19 protein-coding genes are annotated in these 23,099 nt (G+C 59.2%); 15 read left to right on the forward strand and 4 right to left on the reverse strand.

Annotated elements, in window-relative coordinates; genetic code table 11:
- Positions 1-226 precede the first annotated feature (226 nt).
- The 9 genes from B5F17_RS10925 to B5F17_RS10965 all read left to right on the forward strand — a co-directional run bounded on the left by B5F17_RS10925 (position 227) and on the right by B5F17_RS10965 (position 9,530).
- The gene (locus tag B5F17_RS10925; RefSeq protein ID WP_087373800.1) at positions 227-1,087 is read left to right on the forward strand and encodes a phosphate ABC transporter substrate-binding protein; all 861 of its coding nucleotides are present in this window, start codon (positions 227-229) and stop codon (positions 1,085-1,087) included.
- 126 nt (positions 1,088-1,213) lie between these two features.
- Positions 1,214-2,089: a phosphate ABC transporter permease subunit PstC gene (pstC, locus tag B5F17_RS10930; protein ID WP_087373802.1), complete on the forward strand. Its 876-nt coding sequence runs from the start codon at positions 1,214-1,216 to the stop codon at positions 2,087-2,089.
- Positions 2,086-3,003 carry a phosphate ABC transporter permease PstA gene (pstA, locus tag B5F17_RS10935; protein WP_087373804.1) on the forward strand — a complete coding sequence of 306 codons (918 nt, stop codon included), beginning with the start codon at positions 2,086-2,088 and terminating at the stop codon, positions 3,001-3,003. The genes pstC and pstA overlap by 4 nt, the downstream gene beginning before the upstream one ends.
- A 38-nt stretch (positions 3,004-3,041) precedes the next feature.
- Entirely contained in the window at positions 3,042-3,815 is a 774-nt protein-coding gene (gene pstB, locus B5F17_RS10940; protein WP_016148632.1) for a phosphate ABC transporter ATP-binding protein PstB, read from the forward strand.
- A gap of 23 nt (positions 3,816-3,838) precedes the next feature.
- Complete coding sequence (phoU, locus tag B5F17_RS10945) at positions 3,839-4,483, forward strand: phosphate signaling complex protein PhoU (RefSeq protein WP_087373806.1); 645 nt, start codon at positions 3,839-3,841, stop codon at positions 4,481-4,483.
- 318 nt (positions 4,484-4,801) lie between these two features.
- Positions 4,802-6,124, forward strand: a complete 1,323-nt coding sequence (locus B5F17_RS10950) for a glutamine synthetase family protein (RefSeq protein ID WP_087373808.1) — start codon at positions 4,802-4,804, stop codon at positions 6,122-6,124.
- A 31-nt stretch (positions 6,125-6,155) separates the two neighbouring features.
- The gene (locus B5F17_RS10955; protein ID WP_016148635.1) at positions 6,156-6,728 is read left to right on the forward strand and encodes an ANTAR domain-containing response regulator; all 573 of its coding nucleotides are present in this window, start codon (positions 6,156-6,158) and stop codon (positions 6,726-6,728) included.
- 20 nt (positions 6,729-6,748) lie between these two features.
- Positions 6,749-8,362: a CTP synthase gene (locus tag B5F17_RS10960; RefSeq protein ID WP_087373810.1), complete on the forward strand. Its 1,614-nt coding sequence runs from the start codon at positions 6,749-6,751 to the stop codon at positions 8,360-8,362.
- Positions 8,352-9,530, forward strand: coding sequence for an LL-diaminopimelate aminotransferase (locus tag B5F17_RS10965; protein WP_087373812.1), 1,179 nt, complete (start codon positions 8,352-8,354; stop codon positions 9,528-9,530). The genes B5F17_RS10960 and B5F17_RS10965 overlap by 11 nt, the downstream gene beginning before the upstream one ends.
- Before the next feature lie 467 nt (positions 9,531-9,997).
- Here B5F17_RS10965 and B5F17_RS10970 read toward each other — a convergent pair whose 3' ends face one another.
- Entirely contained in the window at positions 9,998-11,944 is a 1,947-nt protein-coding gene (locus tag B5F17_RS10970; RefSeq protein ID WP_087373814.1) for an LTA synthase family protein, read from the reverse strand.
- Between the two features lie 142 nt (positions 11,945-12,086).
- Positions 12,087-12,953 (reverse strand): LysR family transcriptional regulator, encoded by an 867-nt coding sequence (locus tag B5F17_RS10975; RefSeq protein ID WP_087373816.1) that lies wholly within the window; start codon positions 12,951-12,953, stop codon positions 12,087-12,089.
- 136 nt (positions 12,954-13,089) lie between these two features.
- Here B5F17_RS10975 and B5F17_RS10980 point away from each other — a divergent pair, with 136 nt between their 5' ends.
- Complete coding sequence (locus B5F17_RS10980) at positions 13,090-14,118, forward strand: YeiH family protein (RefSeq protein WP_087373818.1); 1,029 nt, start codon at positions 13,090-13,092, stop codon at positions 14,116-14,118.
- Between the two features lie 191 nt (positions 14,119-14,309).
- Positions 14,310-15,224, forward strand: a complete 915-nt coding sequence (gene pfkB, locus B5F17_RS10985) for a 1-phosphofructokinase (protein ID WP_087373820.1) — start codon at positions 14,310-14,312, stop codon at positions 15,222-15,224.
- Here the strand turns inward: pfkB and B5F17_RS10990 are convergent.
- The gene (locus B5F17_RS10990) at positions 15,214-16,077 is read right to left on the reverse strand and encodes an MBL fold metallo-hydrolase (RefSeq protein ID WP_162608158.1); all 864 of its coding nucleotides are present in this window, start codon (positions 16,075-16,077) and stop codon (positions 15,214-15,216) included. The genes pfkB and B5F17_RS10990 overlap by 11 nt on opposite strands.
- Positions 16,078-16,165: 88 nt before the next feature.
- Between B5F17_RS10990 and B5F17_RS10995 the strand changes: the two genes are divergently transcribed.
- Positions 16,166-16,975 (forward strand): nitrilase-related carbon-nitrogen hydrolase, encoded by an 810-nt coding sequence (locus B5F17_RS10995; RefSeq protein ID WP_162608159.1) that lies wholly within the window; start codon positions 16,166-16,168, stop codon positions 16,973-16,975.
- A 378-nt stretch (positions 16,976-17,353) separates the two neighbouring features.
- On the opposite strand, the gene B5F17_RS11000 is transcribed toward B5F17_RS10995, so the two are convergent.
- Entirely contained in the window at positions 17,354-18,715 is a 1,362-nt protein-coding gene (locus B5F17_RS11000; RefSeq protein WP_087373826.1) for an MATE family efflux transporter, read from the reverse strand.
- 168 nt (positions 18,716-18,883) lie between these two features.
- On the opposite strand from B5F17_RS11000, the gene B5F17_RS11005 reads away from it, so the two are divergent.
- The 3 genes from B5F17_RS11005 (at position 18,884) to B5F17_RS11015 (ending at position 23,067) form a co-directional block, all read left to right on the forward strand.
- Positions 18,884-19,792, forward strand: a complete 909-nt coding sequence (locus B5F17_RS11005; RefSeq protein ID WP_016148645.1) for an AraC family transcriptional regulator — start codon at positions 18,884-18,886, stop codon at positions 19,790-19,792.
- 130 nt (positions 19,793-19,922) lie between these two features.
- Positions 19,923-21,719, forward strand: a complete 1,797-nt coding sequence (locus B5F17_RS11010; RefSeq protein WP_087373828.1) for an FtsW/RodA/SpoVE family cell cycle protein — start codon at positions 19,923-19,925, stop codon at positions 21,717-21,719.
- Positions 21,706-23,067 (forward strand): penicillin-binding transpeptidase domain-containing protein, encoded by a 1,362-nt coding sequence (locus B5F17_RS11015; RefSeq protein ID WP_087373830.1) that lies wholly within the window; start codon positions 21,706-21,708, stop codon positions 23,065-23,067. The genes B5F17_RS11010 and B5F17_RS11015 overlap by 14 nt, the downstream gene beginning before the upstream one ends.
- Positions 23,068-23,099 lie beyond the last annotated feature (32 nt).

A 23,099-nucleotide genomic window follows, 5' to 3' on the forward strand; every position in this document is an offset into this window, starting at 1 on the left:
ACCAAACTCTGATCAAGTTTGCACAGTCTTTACAAAACACTTTTGTGTAAAAATTTTTTGACCGACTACTTTCGCACTTTTACAAAGGATTCACCGGGATATGCTAGTGGATTTTGCAGGCCTCGTCTATACTGGTAACCGTTCCGAAAATCAAAGGACAAACGATAGGGGCAGCGCTCAGGCGAGCGTGGAAACTGCCCGTCCAGACAAAAAGGAGACATTTGTTATGAAACTCAGACGTATCTTCGCAATCTTTACCGCTTGTGCACTGGCTGCAAGCCTGACCGCTTGCGGCGGCTCTCAGGACACCGAATCTCAGGCCGATGCAGGCGAGACTTCCGAGTCCACTACTCTCAGCGGCGCAATCGCAACCGGCGGTTCCACCAGCGTTGAGAAGGTCATCGGCGCACTGAGCGAGTCCTTCATGGAGCTCAACCCCGACGTTGACATCACCTACGATCCCACCGGTTCGGGCGCAGGCATCACCGGTGCTGCTGACGGCACCCTGGATCTTGGTCTGTCCAGCCGTGACCTGAAGGAAGAGGAGACCGCTCAGGGTCTGACCGCTACCACCTTCGCACTCGACGGTATCGCAATCGTAGTTAACTCCGAGAACCCGGTTTCTGACCTGTCCCTCGAGCAGATCAAGGGTCTGGCAGACGGCACCATCACCAACTGGAAGGATGTCGGCGGCAACGACGCTCCGGTTGTTCTGATCGGCCGTGAGGCAGGTTCCGGTACCCGCGACGGCTTCGAGAGCATCGTAGGCGTTGAGGATGTCTGCAAGTACGAGCAGGAGCTGACCAGCACCGGTGCTGTTATCGCAGGCGTTGCTGCGAACCCGAACGCTTTCGGCTACGCTTCCCTGTCCGCTGTTGATGAGACCGTCAAGGCTGTCACCGTAGACGGTGTTGAGGCTACCGAGGAGACCGTTCAGGACGGTACCTACAAGATTCAGCGTCCCTTCATCTTCGTCACCAAGGACGGCGCTGAGCAGACCGAGCAGACCAAGGCCTTCATGGAGTACGCTACCAGCGAGGAAGTTTCCGACCTGATCGCTCAGGCTGGCGCTGTACCGCTCAAGTAAGCCTATCGCTCCCTTACACTTGATACCTCTTCAATTTCCAAAATCTTTTTCCAATCTTTTCTCTGATCCCTTCGGAAGCCGCGGTCAAAACGCCCGCGGCTTCCCCCGTCCAGCCAAGGAGTGCCTATGAAAGTCAAACATGTCATCGAACGTGTGATGAATACCGTGTTTTTCATTTGCGGCATGGTTTCCATCGCTGCCGTTCTGCTCATCACTATTTATATGGTCATCGCCGGTCTGCCCGCCATCCTGGAAATCGGCCCCATCGATTTCCTGCTCGGTCAGGTCTGGCAGTCCACCGCAGCCGATCCTCAGTTCGGTATCCTGCCCTTTATCATGACCAGCGTCTGGGGTACGCTGGGCGCGGTCGTCATCGGTGTGCCCATCGGCCTGTGCACCGCGATCTTCCTGTCCAAGCTCGCACCCCCCAAGCTCGCCGCCATCGTGCACCCGGCAGTTGAGCTGCTCGCGGGCATTCCTTCGGTCGTTTACGGTCTGATCGGTATGATGGTCCTCGTCCCCGGCGTCATGAACCTCTTTGACCTCAAGAGCGGCAGCACGCTGCTGACCGCCATCCTGGTTCTGGCTGTCATGATCCTGCCCAGCATCATCTCGGTCAGCGAGACCGCCCTGCGCGCTGTGCCGCCCGAGTACGAGGAGGCAAGCCTGGGTCTGGGCGCGACCTGGATCGAGACCGTGTGCAAGGTCAGCGTGCCCGCTGCCAAGAGCGGTATCGCCGCAGGCGTTGTCCTGGGCGTCGGCCGCGCCATCGGTGAGGCCATGGCGGTCATGATGGTCGCCGGCAACGTCGCCAACATGCCCGGTCTGTTCAAGAGCGTCCGCTTCCTGACCACCGCGGTCGCGAGCGAAATGAGCTACGCCGCAGACGGCAGCCTGCAAAAGCAAGCGCTGTTCAGCATCGGCCTCATCCTCTTCATCTTCATCATGCTCATTAACCTCCTGCTCGGCCGCATCCTCAAGAAAGGAGCTGCAACCAAATGAGTCAAGCTGCATCTACGACAACGACCCGCTCCCGTACCCAGTCGTGTACGGTCGGCAAAATGAATCACGCCGCTGTCCGCCGCGTCAAGGGCGGTCTGATGACCGGCATCATGTACGCCTGTGCGGCTTTCACCGTGCTGCTGCTCGTCGGTCTGCTCGGATACATCTTCGTGCGCGGCCTGCCTGAGGTCACCTGGGAGCTGCTCTCCACCAAGCCCAGCACCCTCAAGGGCACCATCGGCATCCTGCCCAACCTGCTCAACACCCTGTACATCATCCTGCTGACCCTGCTCATCGCGCTGCCTTTGGGCGTGGGCGCGGCCATCTATCTGACCGAATACGCAACCAACAAGACCTTCTCGCGCATCATCGAGTTCGCCACCGAGACCCTGGCCGGTATCCCGTCCATCATTTACGGTCTGGTCGGTATGCTGGTCTTCAAGCAGGTACTCGGCCTCGGCACCAGCCTGCTGTCGGGCAGCCTGACCCTGGTCATCATGATTCTGCCCACCATCATCCGTACCACGCAGGAAAGCCTCAAGACCGTTCCCCAGAGCTATCGCGAGGGTGCGCTCGGTCTGGGCGCAACCAAGTGGCACATGATCCGCACCATCATCCTGCCCTCTTCCATGCCCGGTATCGTCACCGGCTGCATCCTGTCCATCGGCCGTATCGTCGGTGAGAGCGCAGCGCTGCTGTTCACCGCAGGCAGTGCGACCATCATCGCCGGCAACATCATCGAAGCGTACTCCCGCGGCGGCGGCACGCTGTCGGTCGCACTTTACATCTATGCGGGCGAGCGCGCTGAGTTCGAAGTCGCTTTCGCCATTGCCGCCATCCTGCTGATTCTGGTCTTTCTCCTCAACTGCGCCGCAAAACTCGCGCAGAGGGGTCTGGCCCGCAAGTATCAGTAACGTCTGTTTGATCCAAACGCAGCAAAGGAGTCTGTCTCATGCTTGATAACGCAAAGCCGCAACCCATTCTGGAATCTAAAAATCTGCACCTCTACTACGGTGAGACCGAAGCCCTCAAGGGCATCGATATGAAGATCGGCAAAAACGAGATCACCGCGCTCATCGGCCCGTCGGGCTGCGGCAAATCCACCTTCCTTAAGACCTTGAACCGCATGAATGACCTCATCCCCTCGGTGCGCATCACCGGCGAGGTCACCCTGCAGGGCAAGGATATCTTCTCTCCCGACGTGGACGTCACCGCCCTGCGCCGTCAGGTCGGCATGGTCTTCCAGAAGCCCAATCCCTTCCCCATGAGCATCTACGACAACATCGCTTACGGCCCGCGCCTGCACGGCAATCACAGCAAACATGAGCTCGACGAGATCGTCGAGAACGCGCTGCGCGGCGCAGCGCTGTGGGACGAGGTCAAGGACCGTCTCAAGAAGAGCGCGCTCGGCCTGTCCGGCGGTCAGCAGCAGCGTCTGTGCATCGCACGCGCACTGGCCGTACAGCCGGATGTACTGCTCATGGACGAGCCCACCTCGGCGCTCGACCCCGGCAGCACCCTGCGCATCGAAGACCTGATGGCCGAGCTCAAAAAGAACTACACGGTCGTCATCGTCACCCATAACATGCAGCAGGCGACTCGTATTTCCGACAAAACCGCCTTTTTCCTGGTTGGCGAGCTGATCGAGTTCGGTGACACCAAGCAGATCTTTACCAATCCTCACGAGAAGAAGACCGAGGATTACATCACCGGCCGTTTCGGCTGATTTTTCAGGAGGAACCACACACTATGCGCAATCTCTACACCGCAGAGCTGGAAGCCATCACCCATCGCGTCCTCAAGATGGGCACCACGCTCGAGCAGTCCATCAATGAAACCATCCGCGTGCTCTCCGACGTGGACGCCGTGGGCGCACAGCGCCTGATCGACGGCGACGACGTATTCGATCAGATGGAGCGCAGCATCGAACAGCACTGCCTCAATCTGGTCGCCATGCAGGCACCGGTCGCAGGCGACTGGCGCCGCATCGCCTCCATCATGCGCATGATCTCCGACCTTGAACGCATCGCTGACCATTGCAGCGACATCGCAGAGTATGTTTTAAAGCTCTCCGCCCTGCCGCGCGTCTCGCAGCCCGACGGTCTGGCTGACATGCTCACCCGCGTCAAGGACATGCTGCGTGCCACCGTACTGGCCTACGTCGAGCTGGACGTTGACTCTGCCCGCGCTGTTGTCCGTCAGGACGACAATCAGGATGAGGCGTTTGAAAACATGGTCACCTCGCTGTGCACGCTCATGGAGCAGGAGCCCGAGCACATTCCCCAGTATGTCGATTATCTGATGATCGCCAAGTACCTCGAGCGCATGAGCGACCACACGACAAACCTTGCCGAGTGGATCAGCTACATCACCGACGGCGTGCTGACCAAGTAATCTGCAAATCTCGCAAAAGAACCGGAATGGGTCACGTTCGTGATCTGACCGGTTCTTTTTTTCTTCCCTTTTCCCCGGTTTTGATCTGCCCGCTGCGCTTTTGTGCAACCCGCGCGTCCCAAGCCCCTGCCGCCCGGTTTTTTCTGGGAAATGTGCAGAAATACAAAACAAATCGCGCCTTTCCCTTGACGCGGCGTGCACGCCGGGATACAATAAGAACGGACAATGGCGTCCGCAGAAGTTCGGCAGTGCTGTCATCGCTGCCTCTTTTTGCGGACGCTTTTTCTATTTTTCTGCACGGTCAGGAGGATTTTTTCTATGCTGCACTACACCACGAGCGAGGCCATCGAGTTCATCGAGGAAAATGACGTCAAGTTCATCCGTCTCGCCTTTTGCGATATCTTCGGCGTACAAAAGAACATCTCGATCATGCCCGGCGAGCTGGCGCGTGCCTTCCGCGAGGGCATCAGCTTTGACGCTGCCGCCTTCCCGGGCTTCGCTTCCCCGGACGGAAGCGATCTTTTGCTTTTCCCCGATCCCACCACGCTCTCGATCCTGCCCTGGCGGCCCAGTCAGGGACGTGTCGTGCGCTTTTACTGCGATATCCGTCAGCCCGACGGCCAGCCCTTCCCCGGTGACGGCCGTTTCCTGCTCCGGCAGGCCGTGCGCCGCGCACGCGAACGCGATCTGACCTGCAAATTCGGCACCGAATGTGAATTTTACCTGTTCCAGCGCGACGAGGCCGGCTATCCGACCCACATCCCGCACGATCGCGCCGGTTACTGCGACATCGCGCCCCTCGACCGCGCCGAGAACGTGCGCCGTCAGGTCTGCCTGACGCTCGAGGAAATGGGCATCCAGCCCGAGCGCTCGCATCATGAGCAGGGACCTGGGCAAAATGAAATTGACTTCCAGTATGCCTCCCCGCTCGCAGCCGCCGATAACCTGACCACCTTTAAGTCGGTTGTCAAGACGGTGGCAAGTCTCAATGGACTGTTCGCCTCCTTCCTGCCCAAGCCCATCCCCGGTCAGCCGGGCAGCGGCCTGCACATCAATATCTCGCTGTTCCAGGGCGGACGCAACATCATCGAGACCGAAAAGGGCGTGCACTCGGAGATCTCCGAGCAGTTCATCGCGGGCATCCTGCGCCGTGCGCATGAGCTGGCCGCCTTCCTCAATCCGCTGACCAACTCCTATGCCCGCTTCGGTGAGTTCGAAGCGCCGCGCTTTGTGTCCTGGTCGCACCAGAACCGCTCTCAGCTCGTCCGCATCCCGGCCGCGCACGGCGATTTCCGCCGCATGGAGCTGCGTGCACCCGACCCGACGGCCAACCCCTATCTGGCCTTCACTCTGCTCATTCATGCCGGTCTGGAGGGCATCGCCGACCGTCTGACCCTGCCCCCGGCCTGCAACCACGACCTGTTCACCGCACCCGCCGACGTGCTCGCACAGTACGAGCTGCTGCCCGGTACGCTGCACGAGGCGCTGGAGTACGCACAGCACAGCGCGTTCATCTCGTCCATCATCCCCGAGCCGCTTTTGAGCAGCTATCTGGCCGTCAAGGCGCGCGAGTGGGAGACGGTGTCACGTGCATCCGACTGCAAGGCCGCCGAGGACGACCTGTATTTCGCACGCTGGTAACAGACACCCATGAGGAAAGGAGGGGGCGGGCTTGGATCGCGTATTGCTCGTCGCACACACCAAGCGCAGCGCTGCGGCGCTGGAAAATTTCCTGCGCGAATGTGGCGTGCAGGCTGAATTTCTGGTCTCTCTGAGCAGCGTGGATGCGCGGCGCAGGCTGGCAGACCAGGACTTCGACCTGGTCATCATCAACGCGCCCCTGTCCGATGAATTCGGGCATGAGCTGGCGCAGGACATGGCACAATATACCGTAGCCGGGGTTTTGCTGCTCGTCGCCGCCGATGAGGCCGACGCGGTCGCGTCTAAGGTCACCGACACCGGCGTGCTCATCCTGCCCAAGCCGGTCAGCCGTCTGCTCCTGCAGCAGTGCATCCGTCTGGCGCAGGCCTCTCATCGCCGTCTGGGCAAACTCATCGACGAAAACCGCCGTCTGCGCCAAAAGCTGGAAGATCAGCGCCTGATCAGCCGCGCCAAGTGCATCCTGATCGAGTGCTGCGGCATGACCGAACCCGAAGCGCACGCCTACATCGAGCGCCGCGCGATGGATGAGCGTAGACCCAAACGGGCGGTCGCCTGCGACATTTTACAGGCGGATACCGACTAACAGAGAAAGGGACGTTTCACATGACCAAATATATTTTCGTAACCGGCGGCGTGGTCTCCGGTCTGGGCAAGGGCATCACCGCCGCTTCGCTCGGCCGTCTGCTCAAAAGCCGCGGGCTCAAGGTCGCAGCCCAGAAGCTCGACCCCTATATCAACGTCGATCCGGGTACTATGAGCCCGTTCCAGCACGGTGAGGTGTTCGTCACCGAGGACGGCGCGGAAACCGACCTGGATCTCGGACATTACGAACGCTTTATCGACGAAGACCTCAACCAGTTTTCCAACCTGACCACCGGTAAGGTGTACTGGAACGTGCTCAATAAGGAGCGCGCAGGCGAATATCTGGGCGAGACCGTGCAGGTCATCCCGCACATCACCGGCGAGATCAAGTCCTTTATCTACGGCGTCGGTCAAAAGACCGGCGCGGACGTGGTCATCACCGAAATCGGCGGTACGACCGGCGATATCGAGTCCCAGCCCTTCCTTGAGGCCATCCGTCAGGTGGCAGCCGAGGTCGGACGGCGCAACTGCCTGTTTTTGCACGTCACCCTCGTGCCCTTCATCTCGGGTTCGGATGAGCCCAAGTCCAAACCCACCCAGCACTCGGTCAAGGAGCTGCGCGGCATGGGCATCCAGCCCGACCTCATCATCTGCCGCGTCGACCGTCCGCTGGATGAGGATATTAAGGCCAAAATTTCGCTGTTCTGCAACGTCGCACCCGACTGCGTGATCGAAAACCGCACGGTACCCGAGCTGTACCGCGCACCGCTCATGCTCGAGCGCAGCCATCTGTCCGATATCGTGTGCCGTGAGTTGGGTCTTACCGTTCCCGCACCCGACCTCGGCGAATGGACCGAAATGCTCGCCCGTATGGACGCACGAGACGGACGGGTCAAGATCGCACTGGTCGGCAAGTACGTCAAGCTGCACGACGCTTATCTGTCGGTTGCCGAGGCGCTGCACCACGCAGGCTATGAGGTCGGCTGCTTTGTCGATATCGACTGGGTGGACTCCGAAGCCATCACCGACGACACGGCAGGCCAGCTGCTCGCCGGTGCCGACGGCATCATCCTGCCCGGCGGCTTTGGCTCGCGCGGCATCGAGGGCATGCTGTGCGCGGCAAACTACGCCCGCAAGCATGGCATTCCCTATTTCGGCATCTGTCTGGGCATGCAGATCGCCGTCATGTCCTACGCCCGCGCTGTGCTGGGCTGGCAGGACGCGCACTCGACCGAGTTCGACCCCGACACCGCCCATCCGGTCATCGCCCTGATGAACGAGCAGCAGGAAGTCACCCAGAAGGGCGGCACCATGCGCCTCGGCGCTTATCCCTGCCGCGTTTTACCCGATTCCATCCTGTCGCACGCCTATGCGGCAGAGGAAATACAGGAACGTCACCGCCACCGCTACGAGTTCAACAGCACCTTCCGTGACACGCTCGAGCAGGCCGGTCTGCGCGTGACCGGCGTTTCGCCCAGCGGCAAGCTGGTCGAGGCCGTCGAGATCCCCGACCACCCGTTCTACGTCGGTGTACAGTTCCACCCCGAATTCAAGTCCCGCCCCAACCATGCGCATCCGCTGTTCCGGGCGTTTATCGCAGCCGCTGAGAGGAGAAATCAAAACCATGCAGATTAACCGACACTATGAAGACCTGACCGAGAGCTATCTGTTTTCCACCATCGCACACAAGGTATCGGCGTTCCAGCAGGCACACCCTGAGGCTGACATCATCCGTCTGGGCATCGGTGACGTGACACGTCCCCACGCACCCGCGGTCATCCGCGCACTGCACGATGCCGTAGACGATCAGGGCCGTCAGGAAACGCTGCACGGCTACGGCCCCGAGCAGGGTTATGACTTCCTCAAGCAGGCGGTACAGAAGTATTACGGGGATCGCAGCATCGAGCTTGATGCTGACGAGATCTTCATTTCCGACGGTGCAAAGAGCGATCTGGGCAATATTCTTGATCTGTTCTCGTCCGATAACACCGTACTCGTTCCCGACCCGGTCTATCCGGTCTATGTCGACACCAACCTCATGGCTGGCCGCAAGATCGTCTATGTCAGCGCGACCGAGGACAACGGTTTCCTTCCCCTGCCTGACGTGAGACAGCATGCTGATATTATTTATATGTGCTCGCCCAACAACCCGACCGGTGCGGTCTATGACCGCGCTGGCCTGACCGCATGGGTCAACTATGCAAACGAGCAGGGCGCTGTCATCCTCTTCGACGCGGCTTACGAGTGCTTCATCAGCGAGCCCGACCTGCCGCGCTCCATCTTCGAGATCGAGGGTGCCAAGACCTGCTCGATCGAGTTCTGCTCGTTCTCCAAGATGGCAGGCTTCACCGGCACACGCTGCGGCTGGACCATCGTCCCCAAGGCACTGGCCGAGGGCAAGCTGCACGCCATGTGGCTGCGCCGTCAGACCACCAAGTTCAACGGCGTGCCCTACATCGTACAGAAGGGTGCCGCTGCTGTCTTTACGCCCGAAGGTATGGCAGAAATTCAGCACACGCTGGACTACTACCGCGAGAATGCCCGCGTGCTGTCCGAGACGCTGGACGAGCTGGGTATCTGGTACACCGGCGGCAAAAACAGCCCGTATCTGTGGCTCAAGTGCCCGAACGGCATGGATTCCTGGACCTTCTTCGACTATCTGCTCGAGGAAGCGCACGTCGTGGGTACGCCGGGCGAGGGCTTCGGCGCAAACGGCAAGGATTTCTTCCGTCTGACTGCGTTTGGCGATCAGGAACGTACCCGTGAGGCTGCTGAGCGCCTGCGCTGCCTGCTGCGCAAATAAATTCGCTTTCCTTTACATTCCTCTTTTTGATTGCCGCGATTCTGTCTTTGATGGGGTCGCGGTTTTCTTTTTGGGAAAAGCACCGCACCAATTCCCGCCCGCAGGCGAAATAAAGCTTTCGCCGGCCTTTCTCGAAAGGCCGCAGGTTCTCAGGGCAGCGCCCTGAGCCGCTGTCCGCAGACAGCGGAATCTCCTTTGATTCCCGGTGTCCGCCCCGGGAATCAATCTAAACATACAAAAAAGGAAAGACCAACCCTTCGGTTGGTCTTTCCCATGAGCGCACTTTGTGCGCAAAGAGTATTTCGCTCGCTGCGGCGAGCGATTATTTTTTATTTTGGTTGATTTTCGCAAAAGCGAAAATCAAAAAGGGGATTTCGCGTCCTGCGGGACGCGACTCAGGGCTCTGCCCTGAGAACCCGCAGCCTTTCGAGAAAGGCTGGCGAAAGCTTCAATTAGGGGTGCGGTGCTTAATCTGCGACCGTCGGTGCGTCCTGATAGTTCTTACCAAACAGCAAATCATATTGCAGCAGCCACTGTTTTTCATACATTTCCTGCTGTTCCGGGGTCATCTCCGCGTCTCGGGTATACGTTCCATCCGGTTCCACCGTCGTACCCAAGGTTCTCGCGCGGTACAAATCAAGTTCCTCGCGCAGCAGGTCAAAGTATGCGGGCTGGTCCAGACCGTACAGGTCGTCCGTCACCGTCGTGATCTGATACGCTGCGACCGTGCCCAAATCGACCGGTTCCTTCCAGTAGTTACTCCAGATGAGCAGCGGAGTCTGATGGACACGCGGGTCGTTTGCGTCCTCCGAGCCGTAGCCGGTTGCGCTGTAAATGTTCATGCCGTTGCCGATGGGGTTATAGTGGTCGCCCCACATAACCAGAATGACCGGCTCGTCTACCGTGTCAAAGTAATCGGTCAGCATGCCCCACATGGCGTCGGTATCGCGCACGCCGGTCGCGAAGTCCTCCAAACAGCCGATGGTATAGTCGGTCACGCCCTCGGGTGCGCTGGTCACATGCACGCGCTCGTTATCCGGGTAGTTCTCCGGGGTGTATGCGAGGTGGTTCTGGATGGTCACCGCGTGCAGGAACAGCGGGGTGTCCGCGTCCTTGTTCTCAAACGCGCTGATGATCTGTCGGCCGGTCTCGGCCTCGGTCACCAGACCGCCCTCCCAGTCGCACGGACGCTTGCGCTCGGGATCGGTCATGTCCTCCAGGCTGATGAAGTCGTCGAAGCCGAGGTCTGCATACGCTTCCTCACGGTTCCAGTACTTGCCGTAATAGCCGTGGATGGCCAGCGTGTCATAGCCCTCGGTCTTGCGGAAAGACGCAATGGAAGCCGTCGGGCTGTGGATGTACTCGACGTAGGGTTTGCACGAGCTGGGCAGGTATTCCATCGAAAAACCGGTCAGTGCTTCGCACTCTACGTCGCAGGTGCCGCCGCCAAAGCGCGGCGAATAGCACTTACCGTATGCCATTTCGCTCTTGGTGCGCTGGATGTTGGGCGTCAGCTCCTGATCGTAGGTCACACCGGGGACTTCGGACGGGTCCCAGAATGCCTCGGCCTGAATGTAGATAACGGTCGGCTTTTTGACCGTGCCGTCGCCCTTGGCCGCATAGCTCGCTGCAAAGTACGGCTCGGAATCTCCCGTACCGTTTACCACCTGCTGCACGTGCTCGGCGTTATATCCCTCAGGTGCGTCCACCTGCATGACCTGCATATTGGTGAAAAACGCGGTCACCAAGCTATAATTTCGATAATAACGGTCCTGCATCCAGGCATCGGGCGAGATGTACAGGATATCCTGTGTAGCGTGCTGCTGTAAGAACACGCCGAACACCATGGCGATGGCACCTGCAAGCGGTACCACGCTGCGCACGATCCAGCGCACCCAGCCAAAGCGCAGGCGCGGCAGGAAGCAGGAGATCAAGGTCAGCAGAAGCAGGACAACCGCAGCGCCGCACATGGATTTGGTCACCCACAGGTTGACCTTACCCGCCACGTCGAAGGCCTCGCTCGCCTGTGCGAAGTCCCACGGCAGGAAGGGCTCGCCGCGCAGCTGCAATTTATAATAGCAGATGACTGCCGGGACGCACAGGAAGATCGACGTACACACGGTCGCGACCGGTGCACGGTTGGTCAGTCCCAGAAAGAAGAAATAGACCAGCGTCAGGAACACCCAGCCCACAAACCAGGCTGCACGGTGCCACCACAGGCTTTCTACCCAGAAAAACTGATACTGAAAAATCTGGTCTTCAATCTGAATCCAGGTGGCGCACAGCGTAATGATCGCCGCCGCCAGCGGGCCAAACAGCCAATGGCACCAGCTGGGCAGCATCGGTCTGCGCACAGACACCCGTTCGTGTGCGGACGAACGGGTGCCCACCTTTGATTTTGCTATGGTTTCCATGAATTTTGTCTCCTCAGAATACACGGGGCTTTACATAGTTTTTACTATTATATCATAGAAACGAGACAAAATTTATGGACAGAAGCGACGAAAAACAGGGCTTTTCCACGCCCCGGAATTGGTTTACCGGTCAAATTACGACTCAAAGCGCGTTCAGGCAGTCCTGCCAGATATCCAAAAACAGGTCGTCGTGCAGATAGACAAAGTTGAACTCCCGGCGAATGTCCAGCCCTTGCAGCGTAAACGATGCCAGACTGCCTGCGTCCAGCTCAGCCTGTGCGACTGGTGCGTACACGAAGGTCACGCCGATGCCCTGCGTCGCCAGCGACTTGAGCACGGTAAAGTCACTGATCTCCAGCACGCGCACAAAGCTGTCCAGCGTGTGATTCCTCTCGTGCAGCACGTCCTCCAGAATCGCGCGCGTACCCGAACCCTGCTCGCGCACCAGAATGGTCTGGGAAAACAGCTCCTCAAAGGTCACTTCCCGACCAGCAAAGGGATGATCGGGCGCACACACGCCGAAAAACCGCTCCTGCCGCAGCAAACGGTGTCCATACTTATCCTTGTCGAAAAATCCCTCGACCAGTGCAAAGTCCAGCTCGCCCTGATCGAGTGCGCGCAGCAGTACCTGCGTATTGTCCACCGCGAGCGACAATGCGGTCGTCGGGTGCTGGCGCACAAACTGGCTGATGAGCGGTGCGATGACGTACTCACCGATGCTCTTGGTCGCACCGACGCACAGACGCACGGGTGCAGGCTCGTTCATCGCCTCGTCCATCTTGCGGCTGTTATAGGCCAGCGAAGCCGCCATGCGCCGGAGGCGCTCGCCCTCCTCGGTCAGGCGCAGCGTCTTGCCCTGATAGACAAACAGGCGGCAGCCGTAATGCTGCTCCAAAAAGTGGATGTGCTGGGTGACGGCGGGCTGGGTGATGCACAGCCGCTCAGCCGCGCGAGTGTAGTGCATGGTCTCGCATAAGGTCAAAAAAGTCTGCAAACGATAATCTAGCATGCGGGTTTCCTCTCTTTACGATAATCTATTTATTTTTCTTATCAATCTATAATAACTTATCATTTTATTTTATCAATAATCTGTGCTATCATCAAGACCAGATCAAGAAAACCTACCCAAAGGGGGATACATTTACATGGAACGCATCAAACAGCATTTACCCGGTCTGGCGCTCTGCCTGCTCCTCTCTGTTCCCTGCTGGCTGGCCGGTCAGGCCTTCCCGGTCATCGGCGGCCCGGTCTTTGCCATCCTGCTCGGCATGGTCATCTCTCTGTTCTGGCATGATAAGGGGCGCGCGGCCGACGGTATCGGCTTTACCTCCAAAAAAATCCTGCAATACGCGGTCATTCTGCTCGGATTCGGACTGAACCTGTCCGATATCGCCCGTGTCGGCGCCGAGTCCCTGCCCATTATCGTCTCCACCATCTCGATTTCGCTCATCATCGCCTTTATCCTGTGCCGTGTCCTGCACATTCCCGGCAACATCTCCACGCTGGTCGGTGTCGGCTCGTCCATCTGCGGCGGTTCGGCCATCGCAGCCACTGCGCCGGTCATCGAGGCCGACGACGAGGAGATCGCGCAGGCCATCTCGGTCATCTTCCTCTTTAACATCCTCGCCGCCCTGATTTTCCCATCCTTCGGTCAGGCGCTCGGTCTGTCCGAACACGGTTTCGGCCTGTTTGCCGGTACGGCGGTCAACGACACGTCCTCGGTCACCGCGGCAGCTTCGGCCTGGGACGGCATGCACCCCGGACACAATGCGCTGGACATCGCAACCATCGTAAAGCTCACCCGCACGCTGGCAATCCTGCCCATCACGCTCGTGCTCGCCTTCTACCGCGCCCATCAGGCCAAAAAGCAACACAAGGCAAGCGGAAACACCTTCCACTTCTCCAAAATCTTCCCGTTCTTCATCCTCTTCTTCCTGCTCGCCTCCATCATCACCACGGTGTGCACCATGTCGGGCATTCCGGCTGTCGTGTTCCACCCCTTCAAAGAGTTATCCAAGTTCTTCATCATCATGGCCATGCTCGCCATTGGTCTGGGCACTGATTTGGTAAAACTGGTCAAGACCGGCGGCAAGCCCATTCTCATGGGTCTGTGCTGCTGGATCGGTATTACCTGTGTCAGCCTGGGCACGCAGCATGTGCTGGGATTGATGTAAAAGTCTCCATTCCTGTCGTACTGAGGGAGCTTCGGCTCCCTCAGGCTCTTTTTCCCGTCTGAATTCCGCCATATAAAAATTGCGCCGTACCGCACGGCGCTTTTTTTCATGCCCGCTTTTGACAGTCGTCCTGTGCAAACGGTATAATAAACCTATCAGTTTTGTCTTGTGTGAAAGAAGGTCGTTTTTCCTTGATCTACACGGTTACCCTCAATCCATCCCTCGATTATTACCTCTCCCTGCCCGCCCTGCATCCGGGTACCCTGCACCGCGTGCAGGACGCCCAGCTGCTGCCCGGTGGAAAGGGTGTCAATGTCGCGATCGTGCTGTCCCGTCTGGGTGTCCCGGTGCGTGCGCTGGGCTTTGCGGCCGGTCACACCGGTACGCTGCTCACCACCCTGCTGCGCGAAATCGGTCTGGACACCGACTTTGTGACCGTCCCGGGTGGTATGACCCGATTGAATGTCAAAATCTCCACCGAGAGTGAAACCGAGCTCAACGGCGCAGGGCCGGACATCCCATCCGATGCCTTTGAAGCGCTGCTCTGCAAGATGGACGGACTGGAACCGGACGATATTCTGGTCTTGTCCGGCTCGGCACCGGCCTCGCTGCCCGCCGATGCGTACAATCAGCTAGCGCAGCGAGCACAAGCGCGCGGTGCGCACATCGTTGCCGACACGACCGGCCAGCGGCTGACCGACCTGCTGCCCTGCCGTCCCTTCCTCATCAAACCCAATGCCCTCGAACTGGCCGAGGTCAGTGGTCAGACGGCGGACACGGTCGCAGAACGTGCCGCACAGGCGCGGCAGCTGCAAGCGCTGGGCGCGCGCAATGTGCTGGTGTCCTGCGGTGCCGAGGGTGCGGTTCTGGTCACCGAGGACGGCGACGTTCTGACCGGTCAGGCACCGCAGGGCACGGTGCGCAGCACGGTGGGCGCGGGTGATTCCATGGTCGCAGGATTTCTCGCGGGCTGGCTGGGCGGTGGTTCCTACGAGGCCGCTTTGCGGCTGGGACTGTCAGCCGGCAGCGCAACCGCTTTCCGCGATGGTCTGGCCGAGCGCGGCGACATCGACCGCCTGTTGTCCGAGGTTTGCGTCACAGCGTGAGCGTCAGCCCGTCAAACGCGATTTCATAACCGTGCGCACGCGCAAACGCGGACATTTCCTCGTGCGGCAGCATATTTTCGTGCGACAAGTGGGTCGCAAAGACATGCCCGCGCGGCGTGAGCAAGCCCTGCGCACGCAGACGCGCCGCGGCTTCGGCCACGTCCCGGGCGTTCATGTGGTCGGTCGGATAGCCGGTCTCGGGCATCAGGCCGTAGGTGTGGTCTAAAATCACGCACGCAAACTGTGTCCCAGCCTGCTCCAGCGCCTGCCACACGTCTTCCCCGAACGCCGGACTGTCTACACCGTAGAAAATCGCGGTCTGGCCATCTGAAATGAGGTACATACGGCTGTCACAGTCGGGTGCATGGTGGGAGTAAATACCGGTGACCGTGTACTTTCCGGCAGAAAACGGCGTGCCGACCTGCACTTCGTGCACGGTCAGGTTGAGCTTTTCCCGCCCGGACGGCGTGGTCAGGTCGGTGCCTGACTCCTCACCCTCGAGCCACTGTCCCAGCCGGGTCAGAGAAGCCCCGGAGGCTGCAATCAGCAGGGGCGGCGTATCGGCACAGCCATATTCGGGCATGCGCGTGACCAGATGACCGGGGTCGAAGTGGTCCCCGTGCGCATGGGTGACCAATAAGGTGCGCACGCGGGTCAAGTCCTTGCCCAGCCGGTGCGCCGAAGAAACCGCATCCGCGCCGCAGTCGATGAGTAAGTCGTCATTGATGAGCAGCGCCGAACGAGTGCGCAAGTCCTTCCCGCCCTGCGCACGGGCTGCGCGGCAGGTCGGACAACTGCAAAACGGCAGCGGGACTGCGGTCGCTGCACCGGTTCCCAAAAATGTAATCTGCATGTGCTCTCCCCTCACTTTCGGGCTCAGCATATCACGTTTTCCACCCCTTTACAAGCGGCAAACCCGCCAAATCCCAGGAGGAATTTTTATGGATACCCGTATCGCCATCGCTCAGATCAACGCTTCGTCCGATCCGCAGCAAAATCTGCGCACTGCTGCCCGCATGGCAGCCGAAGCCGCGCAGAAACAGGCGCACCTGCTCATGCTGCCCGAATATACCATGACCTACCCCGACCACCGCCTGCCGGACGGCGTTCCCTTCCCCGGCGGTCAGCCGCTGGACGGCCCGTTTGTCAGCGGTCTGCGCGAACTGGCCGCCACACACAGGCTGTGGATTACCTGCGGCGTGATCGAACAGACCCCGGACGACCCCAGACCGTATAACACAACGGTCGTGATCTCCGATCAGGGCGAATTGGTCGCGTCCCACCGCAAGTGCCAGCTCTATGACGCGTTTTCCTACCGCGAATCCGACCATTTCCGTCCGGGTATGTCCCGTTTTACACCCATCCAGACCCCGTTCGGCACGCTGGGGCTTATCGTGTGCTATGAATTGCGCTATCCTGAGCTCGCACGCTTGCAGGCCATCGAGGGCGCGGAGTTTTTGCTGGTCACGGCAGCGTTTGTCTGCGGCAAGCAGAAGGCGCAGCAGTGGCATACCCTGCTCGCCGCCCGTGCGGTGGAAAATGGGTGTTTTGTACTCGGGTGCAATCATGTTAAACCAAAGGTGTTTTTGGGTGAGAGTTCGGCGTATGCGCCGGATGGCCAGACGATCATGGAATGCGGCGATACACCCGAGCTTATGGTCGTGACCTGTGACCGATCGCAGATCGGCGCGGTGCGGGAGAGTTGCCCGGTATTGCGGCAGAGACGAGAGGATTTGTACTCCCTCAAATAAGCACCGCAACCCTACTGAAGTTTGGATCAAACCTTTTTAAAGGTTTGCGGGTTCTCAGGGCAGCGCCCTGAGTCGGACTCCGCAGAGTCCGAAACTCCCCTTTTGATTCCGGTCAAAGACCGGAATCAACAAAAATAAAAAAGAAAAGCGCGACCCGCAGGTCGCGCAATACTTCGCGCACAAAGTGCGCTCATGAGAAAGACCGTCCGACGGGACGGTCTTTCTTTTTTGTTTGTTTTGATTGAAACCCGGGGCGAACACCGGGTTTCAAAGGGGGATTTCGAGCCTGCGGGCTCGACCAGGTTCCACCTGGACGGGCTCAAGGGACTCGTCCCTTGAGAATCCCGTTCTCGCCTGCGGGCGGGATGGGTGCGTCCGTTAACGTGTGATCTGTTTAATCCATTTCTTCGACCGGACGCGCAGGAAAATAACCGGGCACTTACCAAGCTGTTCCATCTTCAGGCAGAAGAATACGACCACGGGCGAAAAGTGGAACACAAAGGCAGACAATGCTGCGCACGGCAGGCAAATCAGCCACACGAAAACAAGATTATTCCACATTGCAAATCTGGTATCGCCGCCTGCGCGGAGGATGCCGCAATCGGCCGCCATTTGGTAGCATGTACCGACCGAAGTGATGGCAAGGACGGTGATAAACTGGCGGGTAAGTTCAGCAGCCTCGGGTGAGAGCGTATTATAAATCTGCAAAACCGGTCCGCGTGACAGCAAGATGATGAGTCCAGTGAACACGCCGATGATACAGAACATGATCTGGAAGGTAAAAGCGGTCTGGTCGATGCGCTCCTTGTGTCCCTCGCCCAGTGTGCGGCCGGTCATGATTGCCGCAGCGCTGGCTGCGCCGTATCCCACGACCGACAAGATCTGGAACACCAGAACCGAGATGGAGTTTGCCGGGACGACCATTGCCGCGTTCTCCATATTACCCAAGATAGCCGTTTGGATGATGGAGGATGCGCCCCACATGGTCTGTGTGACCAGCATGGGCAGTGAGACATGGATATAGTCTTTAATGTAGCTGGTGTCGATAAAGAGCAGTTTACGCCAATTGAGGCGCAGGGTATGCTCGCGGAATTTGAGGAACCAAATGACGATCAGCAGCTCAACCGTGCGCGAAACCAGGGTGGCAATCGCTGCACCGCGTACGCCCAGTGCCGGTGCGCCGAAGTGGCCGTAAATCAGGACATAGTTGAGGCAGATATTGATACACAGGGTGGATGCCGAAATGATGTAGCCGATCTTCACGATACCGATACTGCGCAGCGAGGCGGTCAGCATATTAGTCAGGGCAAAAATTACGTAGGTAAAGCAGATGATCTGCAAATACTGGACGGCCTGCTCCATGATCACCGGGTCGTTTGTCATCAGGCGAATGATCTGGGTGGGAAACAGCAGCGCGAGCACAAACAGCACCGCCGCGATGCTCACACCGAAGCGCAGTCCTGCGCCGATGATATCCGGGATGGGCTTTAAGTCCTTCTTGCCCCAATACCGTGCGCCCAGCACGACAACGCCCTCACCGACGCCCTGCACCAGCATCTGCAAAAAGAATTGCAGCTGGTTGCACAGCGATGCGCCCGACAACGCGTCCTGTGAAAATCGGCCGAGCATGATGTTATCGGCCAGGTTGACCGAGTAGGTCAGCAGGTTTTGCAGCGCCAGCGACAGCGTCAAAATAGCGAACGTCCTATAAAATGTCTTATCGTGCAGCATGCGGCTCATGATTCGATATCCTCTCTTTTGCGTCTTTCTCACAATCCACTGAAAACAGCATACCACATCTCTTTGGGTGCGCAATAAAAAAAAGCCGCAATCTATTTATATTTTATGCTATAATGTACCCATCCAGCCCGCCCATCTGTGCGCGAGCCCGCGAAAGGAGCATTCTGCATGAACGCTGTTCTCAAATCCTGCCGAACCAACACCGAGCGCGGTGTTTTGCCCGAATCCCGGCAATATTACAACACGCCTTCGGCCATCGCACGGCAATTATTCTACTATCCCACCGAAATCGGACGATACACGCTGGACACGCGCTATCATTTCCTCGACACCTCGCCGGGTGCCGAGCGCGAAAGTCACAAAAATTTTATGCTGATCTACATCGACTCGGGCGGCATGGAAATCTTTAACGATGGCCGTCGTGCGCTGGCCGCGCCCGGTCAGATTGCGCTCATCAACTGCCGCAAGCCGCACCACTACCGCGCGCTGCGCGACACGCGCATGATTTTCCTGCACTTTGACGGTGCCAACACCGCGGCCTTTTTCGATCAGATTATCTCGGTGCACAGCGGCAAATGGGTGTTGTCCGTGCCCGCAGGCAGTCACATCCGCGCCGATCTGCTGCACATCTTTGACGCGCAGGCGCGTGCTGCCGACTTCCAGCCGCACACGCCGAGCGAGTCCGAGCTGTCCCAGACCATCTACCGCATTCTATGCGAACTGCTCGTCCCACCGCGCGACGCGTCGCTGACCCCCGATCAGGATCTCATCGCGCAGGCCATCCGCTACATCCTCGACCACTTATTCGAGCCGTTATCGGTCGAGGACGTTGCATCCGCGGTCAGTCTGAGCGCGTCGCACTTCTCCCGTCTGTTCAAGGCGCGTACCGGCTACTCGCCCCACGAGTACATCGTCCTGCGCCGCATCGATGAGGCCAAATCCCTGCTGCACACGACCTCGCTTTCGGTCAAGCAGATCGCTTTCCGCGTCGGCTACCACAGTGAGGTCAACTTCATTTCCTCATTCACCGCAAAGACCGGCATGTCCCCGGCGGTCTTCCGCCGGATGCCAATTTGACCCGTCTGAACCCCTGCAAGCCCATCGAATGATACCATTTTGTCGGTTTACGCACTCCGGGCACTGTGCTATAATGGTACGTTGTACGGAAACAACCACTTAAACCCCACCCGAAGGGAGGAATCTTAGTTTGACTGAAACTTTTACCGGTGTGAGCGGTGCCTTACAGGCCGGTATGGACAGTCTGTACAGCCTGTCCCAGCAGTTTCCCGAGATCAGCGCATGGTATACGACGGTCATCCGTTTTGTGCTGCCTGTGCTCGGTCTGCTCATCCTGCTCACCGCCATCCGCTCGCTTTTATCGGTCAAGCACACCGCTGAGGTCTGGGCTTACCTGAACTTCGGCGAACAGCGCATCCCGCTGACCCACTGGGAGAACATCATCGGCCGCCAGAAGACCGCCGATGTCGTCATCGACGATCCGGCCGTTTCCCGCACCCATGCCGCCCTCATCCGGCAGCCCGACGACACCTGGAACCTATACGATTTGGGTTCGACCTCGGGCACCTATGTGCGCGGACGCACTGCGCCCGCCGAGGAGCCGCTGCCGGTCGAATTCGGCGACGAAATCTCCTTTGCCGACATTCCGGCATGGCTGGAAGCGGTGTCGCCCGAGGAAAAGCAGGCGCGGCGCAAGCGTCGTGCCGGTCTGGACAAGCCGGTCTCGCCTTGGGGACTGCTCATTCTGATGAGCTTTTTCCAGATTCTGACCTGCATCCAGCTCATCATCTCGACCGGCGAAAAGGCCGATCCGGCACTGCCGCTCATCTTCCTCGGCATGACCGCCGTCATGTGGATTTACTGTCTGACCCTGCGCGCCTTCCGGCGGGTGGGCTTCGAGATGGAAATGATCGCCTTTTTCCTGTGTACCATCAGCCTTGCGGTCACGGCATCCTTTGCCCCAGCCTCGGTGCCCAAGCAGTTCTTTGCCATCCTGCTCGGCATGGTCGGCTTCCTCGTGCTCGGCTGGTTCCTGCGTGACCTCAGCCGTGCAAACGCGCTGCGCAAGTTCATGGCCGTGCTGGCCGTGCTCCTGCTCGCTGCAACCCTGGTTCTGGGTTCGTCGAGCGGCGGTGCGAAAAACTGGATTAAGCTCGGCGGCATGTCGCTCCAGCCGTCCGAGATCGCCAAGGTCTGCTACATCTTTGCCGGTTCGGCAACCCTCGACCGTCTGTTCCGCAAGAAAAACCTCGGTCTGTTCATGGCGCTCACCCTCATCTGTCTGGGCTGTCTGGCGCTGATGAACGACTTCGGTGCAGCGGCCATCTTCTTCGTGACCTTCATCGTCATCGCCTTCCTGCGCTCGGGTGACTGGGCAACCCTCGCCCTCATCTGCGGCGGCTGCGGCGCGGGCGGACTGGTTCTGTTATCGGTCAAGCCGCACGTACTCAAGCGCTTTGCAAGCTGGGGTCACATCTGGGAGGACGTTTACGGCGCCGGCTTCCAGCAGACCCACTCGCTGACCGCTGCCGCATCGGGCGGTCTGGTCGGTGTCGGTGCGGGCAATGGCTGGCTCAATGTCACCGCGGCCGACACCGATATGGTATTCTGTAAGGTCTGCGAGGAATGGGGTCTGATTATCGCGGTACTGGCTGTGCTCTGTATCGTGACGCTGGCTGTCTTTGCCGTGCGCGCCTGCCGCGCTGGACGCTCCAGCTTCTACACCATCGCCGCATGCGCTGCGACCTCGCTCATGGTCTTCCAGACCTGCCTGAACGTCTTTGGCGCGGTCGACATCCTGCCCCTGACCGGTGTCACCTTCCCCTTCCTGTCCAACGGCGGTACCTCCATGTTGGCTTCCTGGGGCATGCTGGCCTTCCTGAAGGCATCCGACACCAGACAGAACGCAAGCTTTGCCATCCGCCTGCCCTCGCGGCGTGAACTGAGACACGAACAGGAGGAATTTGACCAATATGCGGAAGATTGAGAAACGCGCGGTTTTGTGCCTGATCATCGCGCTGGCACTGATTGCCGGTCTGGGTCTGTTCTGCTTCCGGTTCGTGACCAATGCCTCCGACTGGGCAGCCTACCCCTACAACCGGCACATGTACTCAAACAGCGGCCAGCTGTTAAGCGGCACCATCTTAGACCGTGACGGCGATGTCCTGACCGAGGTCAAGGACGGCGAGCGCGTCTACTACCCCGACGCCACCGTGCGCCGTGCGACCGTACACGCAGTCGGCGACGGCTCGGGCTACATCGGCACGGGCGCCCTGACCGCCTTTGCCGATCGTCTGTCCGGCTACAACCTGATTACCGGCGGCTATTCTCCGCTGGGTTCGGGACGCAACCTGACCCTTACCCTGGACGCTTACCTGAACGTCACGGCGTACAACGCCATGGACGGCCGACAGGGCACGGTCGGTGTGTACAACTACAAGACCGGCGACATCCTGTGCATGGTCTCCACCCCGTCCTTTGACCCGGAAAACCCGCCTGCGGCCTCGGAAGCACAGGACGGCATCTACTTGAACCGCTTCCTGTCCTCTGCACAGGTGCCGGGCTCCATCTTCAAGACGGTTACCCTGACCGCCGCGCTGGAAAACCTGCCCGACCTCAAGGATCGCACCTTCACCTGCACCGGTGAGACCACGGTCGGCGGTACGGTCATCACCTGTCCCAAGCCGCACGGCAAGATGGACATTGCATCGGCCTTCGCAAACTCGTGCAACGGTGTCTTTGGCGCACTCGCAGCCGAACTCGGCGGCGACACCATGACCAAGTACGTCGAGCAGGCCGGTCTGACCCGCCGCATGTCGGTCGACGGCATCATGACCGCTGCCGGTCATTACGACGTGTCCGAAGCTGACAAGGGACAGATCGGCTGGTCGGGTGTCGGTCAGTACACCGACACGGTCAACCCCTGCAACATGATGACCTACATGGGTGCCATCGCAAACGGCGGCACGGCTGCCGTCCCGCGTCTGATTCTGGACATCACCACCCCGAGCGGTATCCCGACGTCCTGGCAGCGCACCGAAGAGACCGACACGCTGGTGCAGGCAAGCACGGCGTCTCAGGTCAAGGAAATGATGAAAAACAACGTCGTTCAGACCTACGGCACCGACCGTTTCCGCGGTCTGGACATCGGCGCAAAGAGCGGTACGGCAGAAGTCGGCGGCGACAAGCGCCCCAACGCATGGTTTGCCGGTTTCCTCGACGATCCCGAGCACCCCTACGCCTTCATCGTTCTGGTTGAGAACGGCGGCGGCGGTGCATCGGTCGCAGGCGAAATCGCAGCAACCGTCCTGCAGGCCTGCGTCGACAAGTTCTAAATCCCCATGCCCGCGGCACACACGCCCCGGGC

Origin of the sequence: Butyricicoccus pullicaecorum (genome assembly GCF_002160355.1) — a bacterium.
In the GTDB taxonomy this organism is placed as follows: domain Bacteria; phylum Bacillota; class Clostridia; order Oscillospirales; family Butyricicoccaceae; genus Butyricicoccus; species Butyricicoccus pullicaecorum.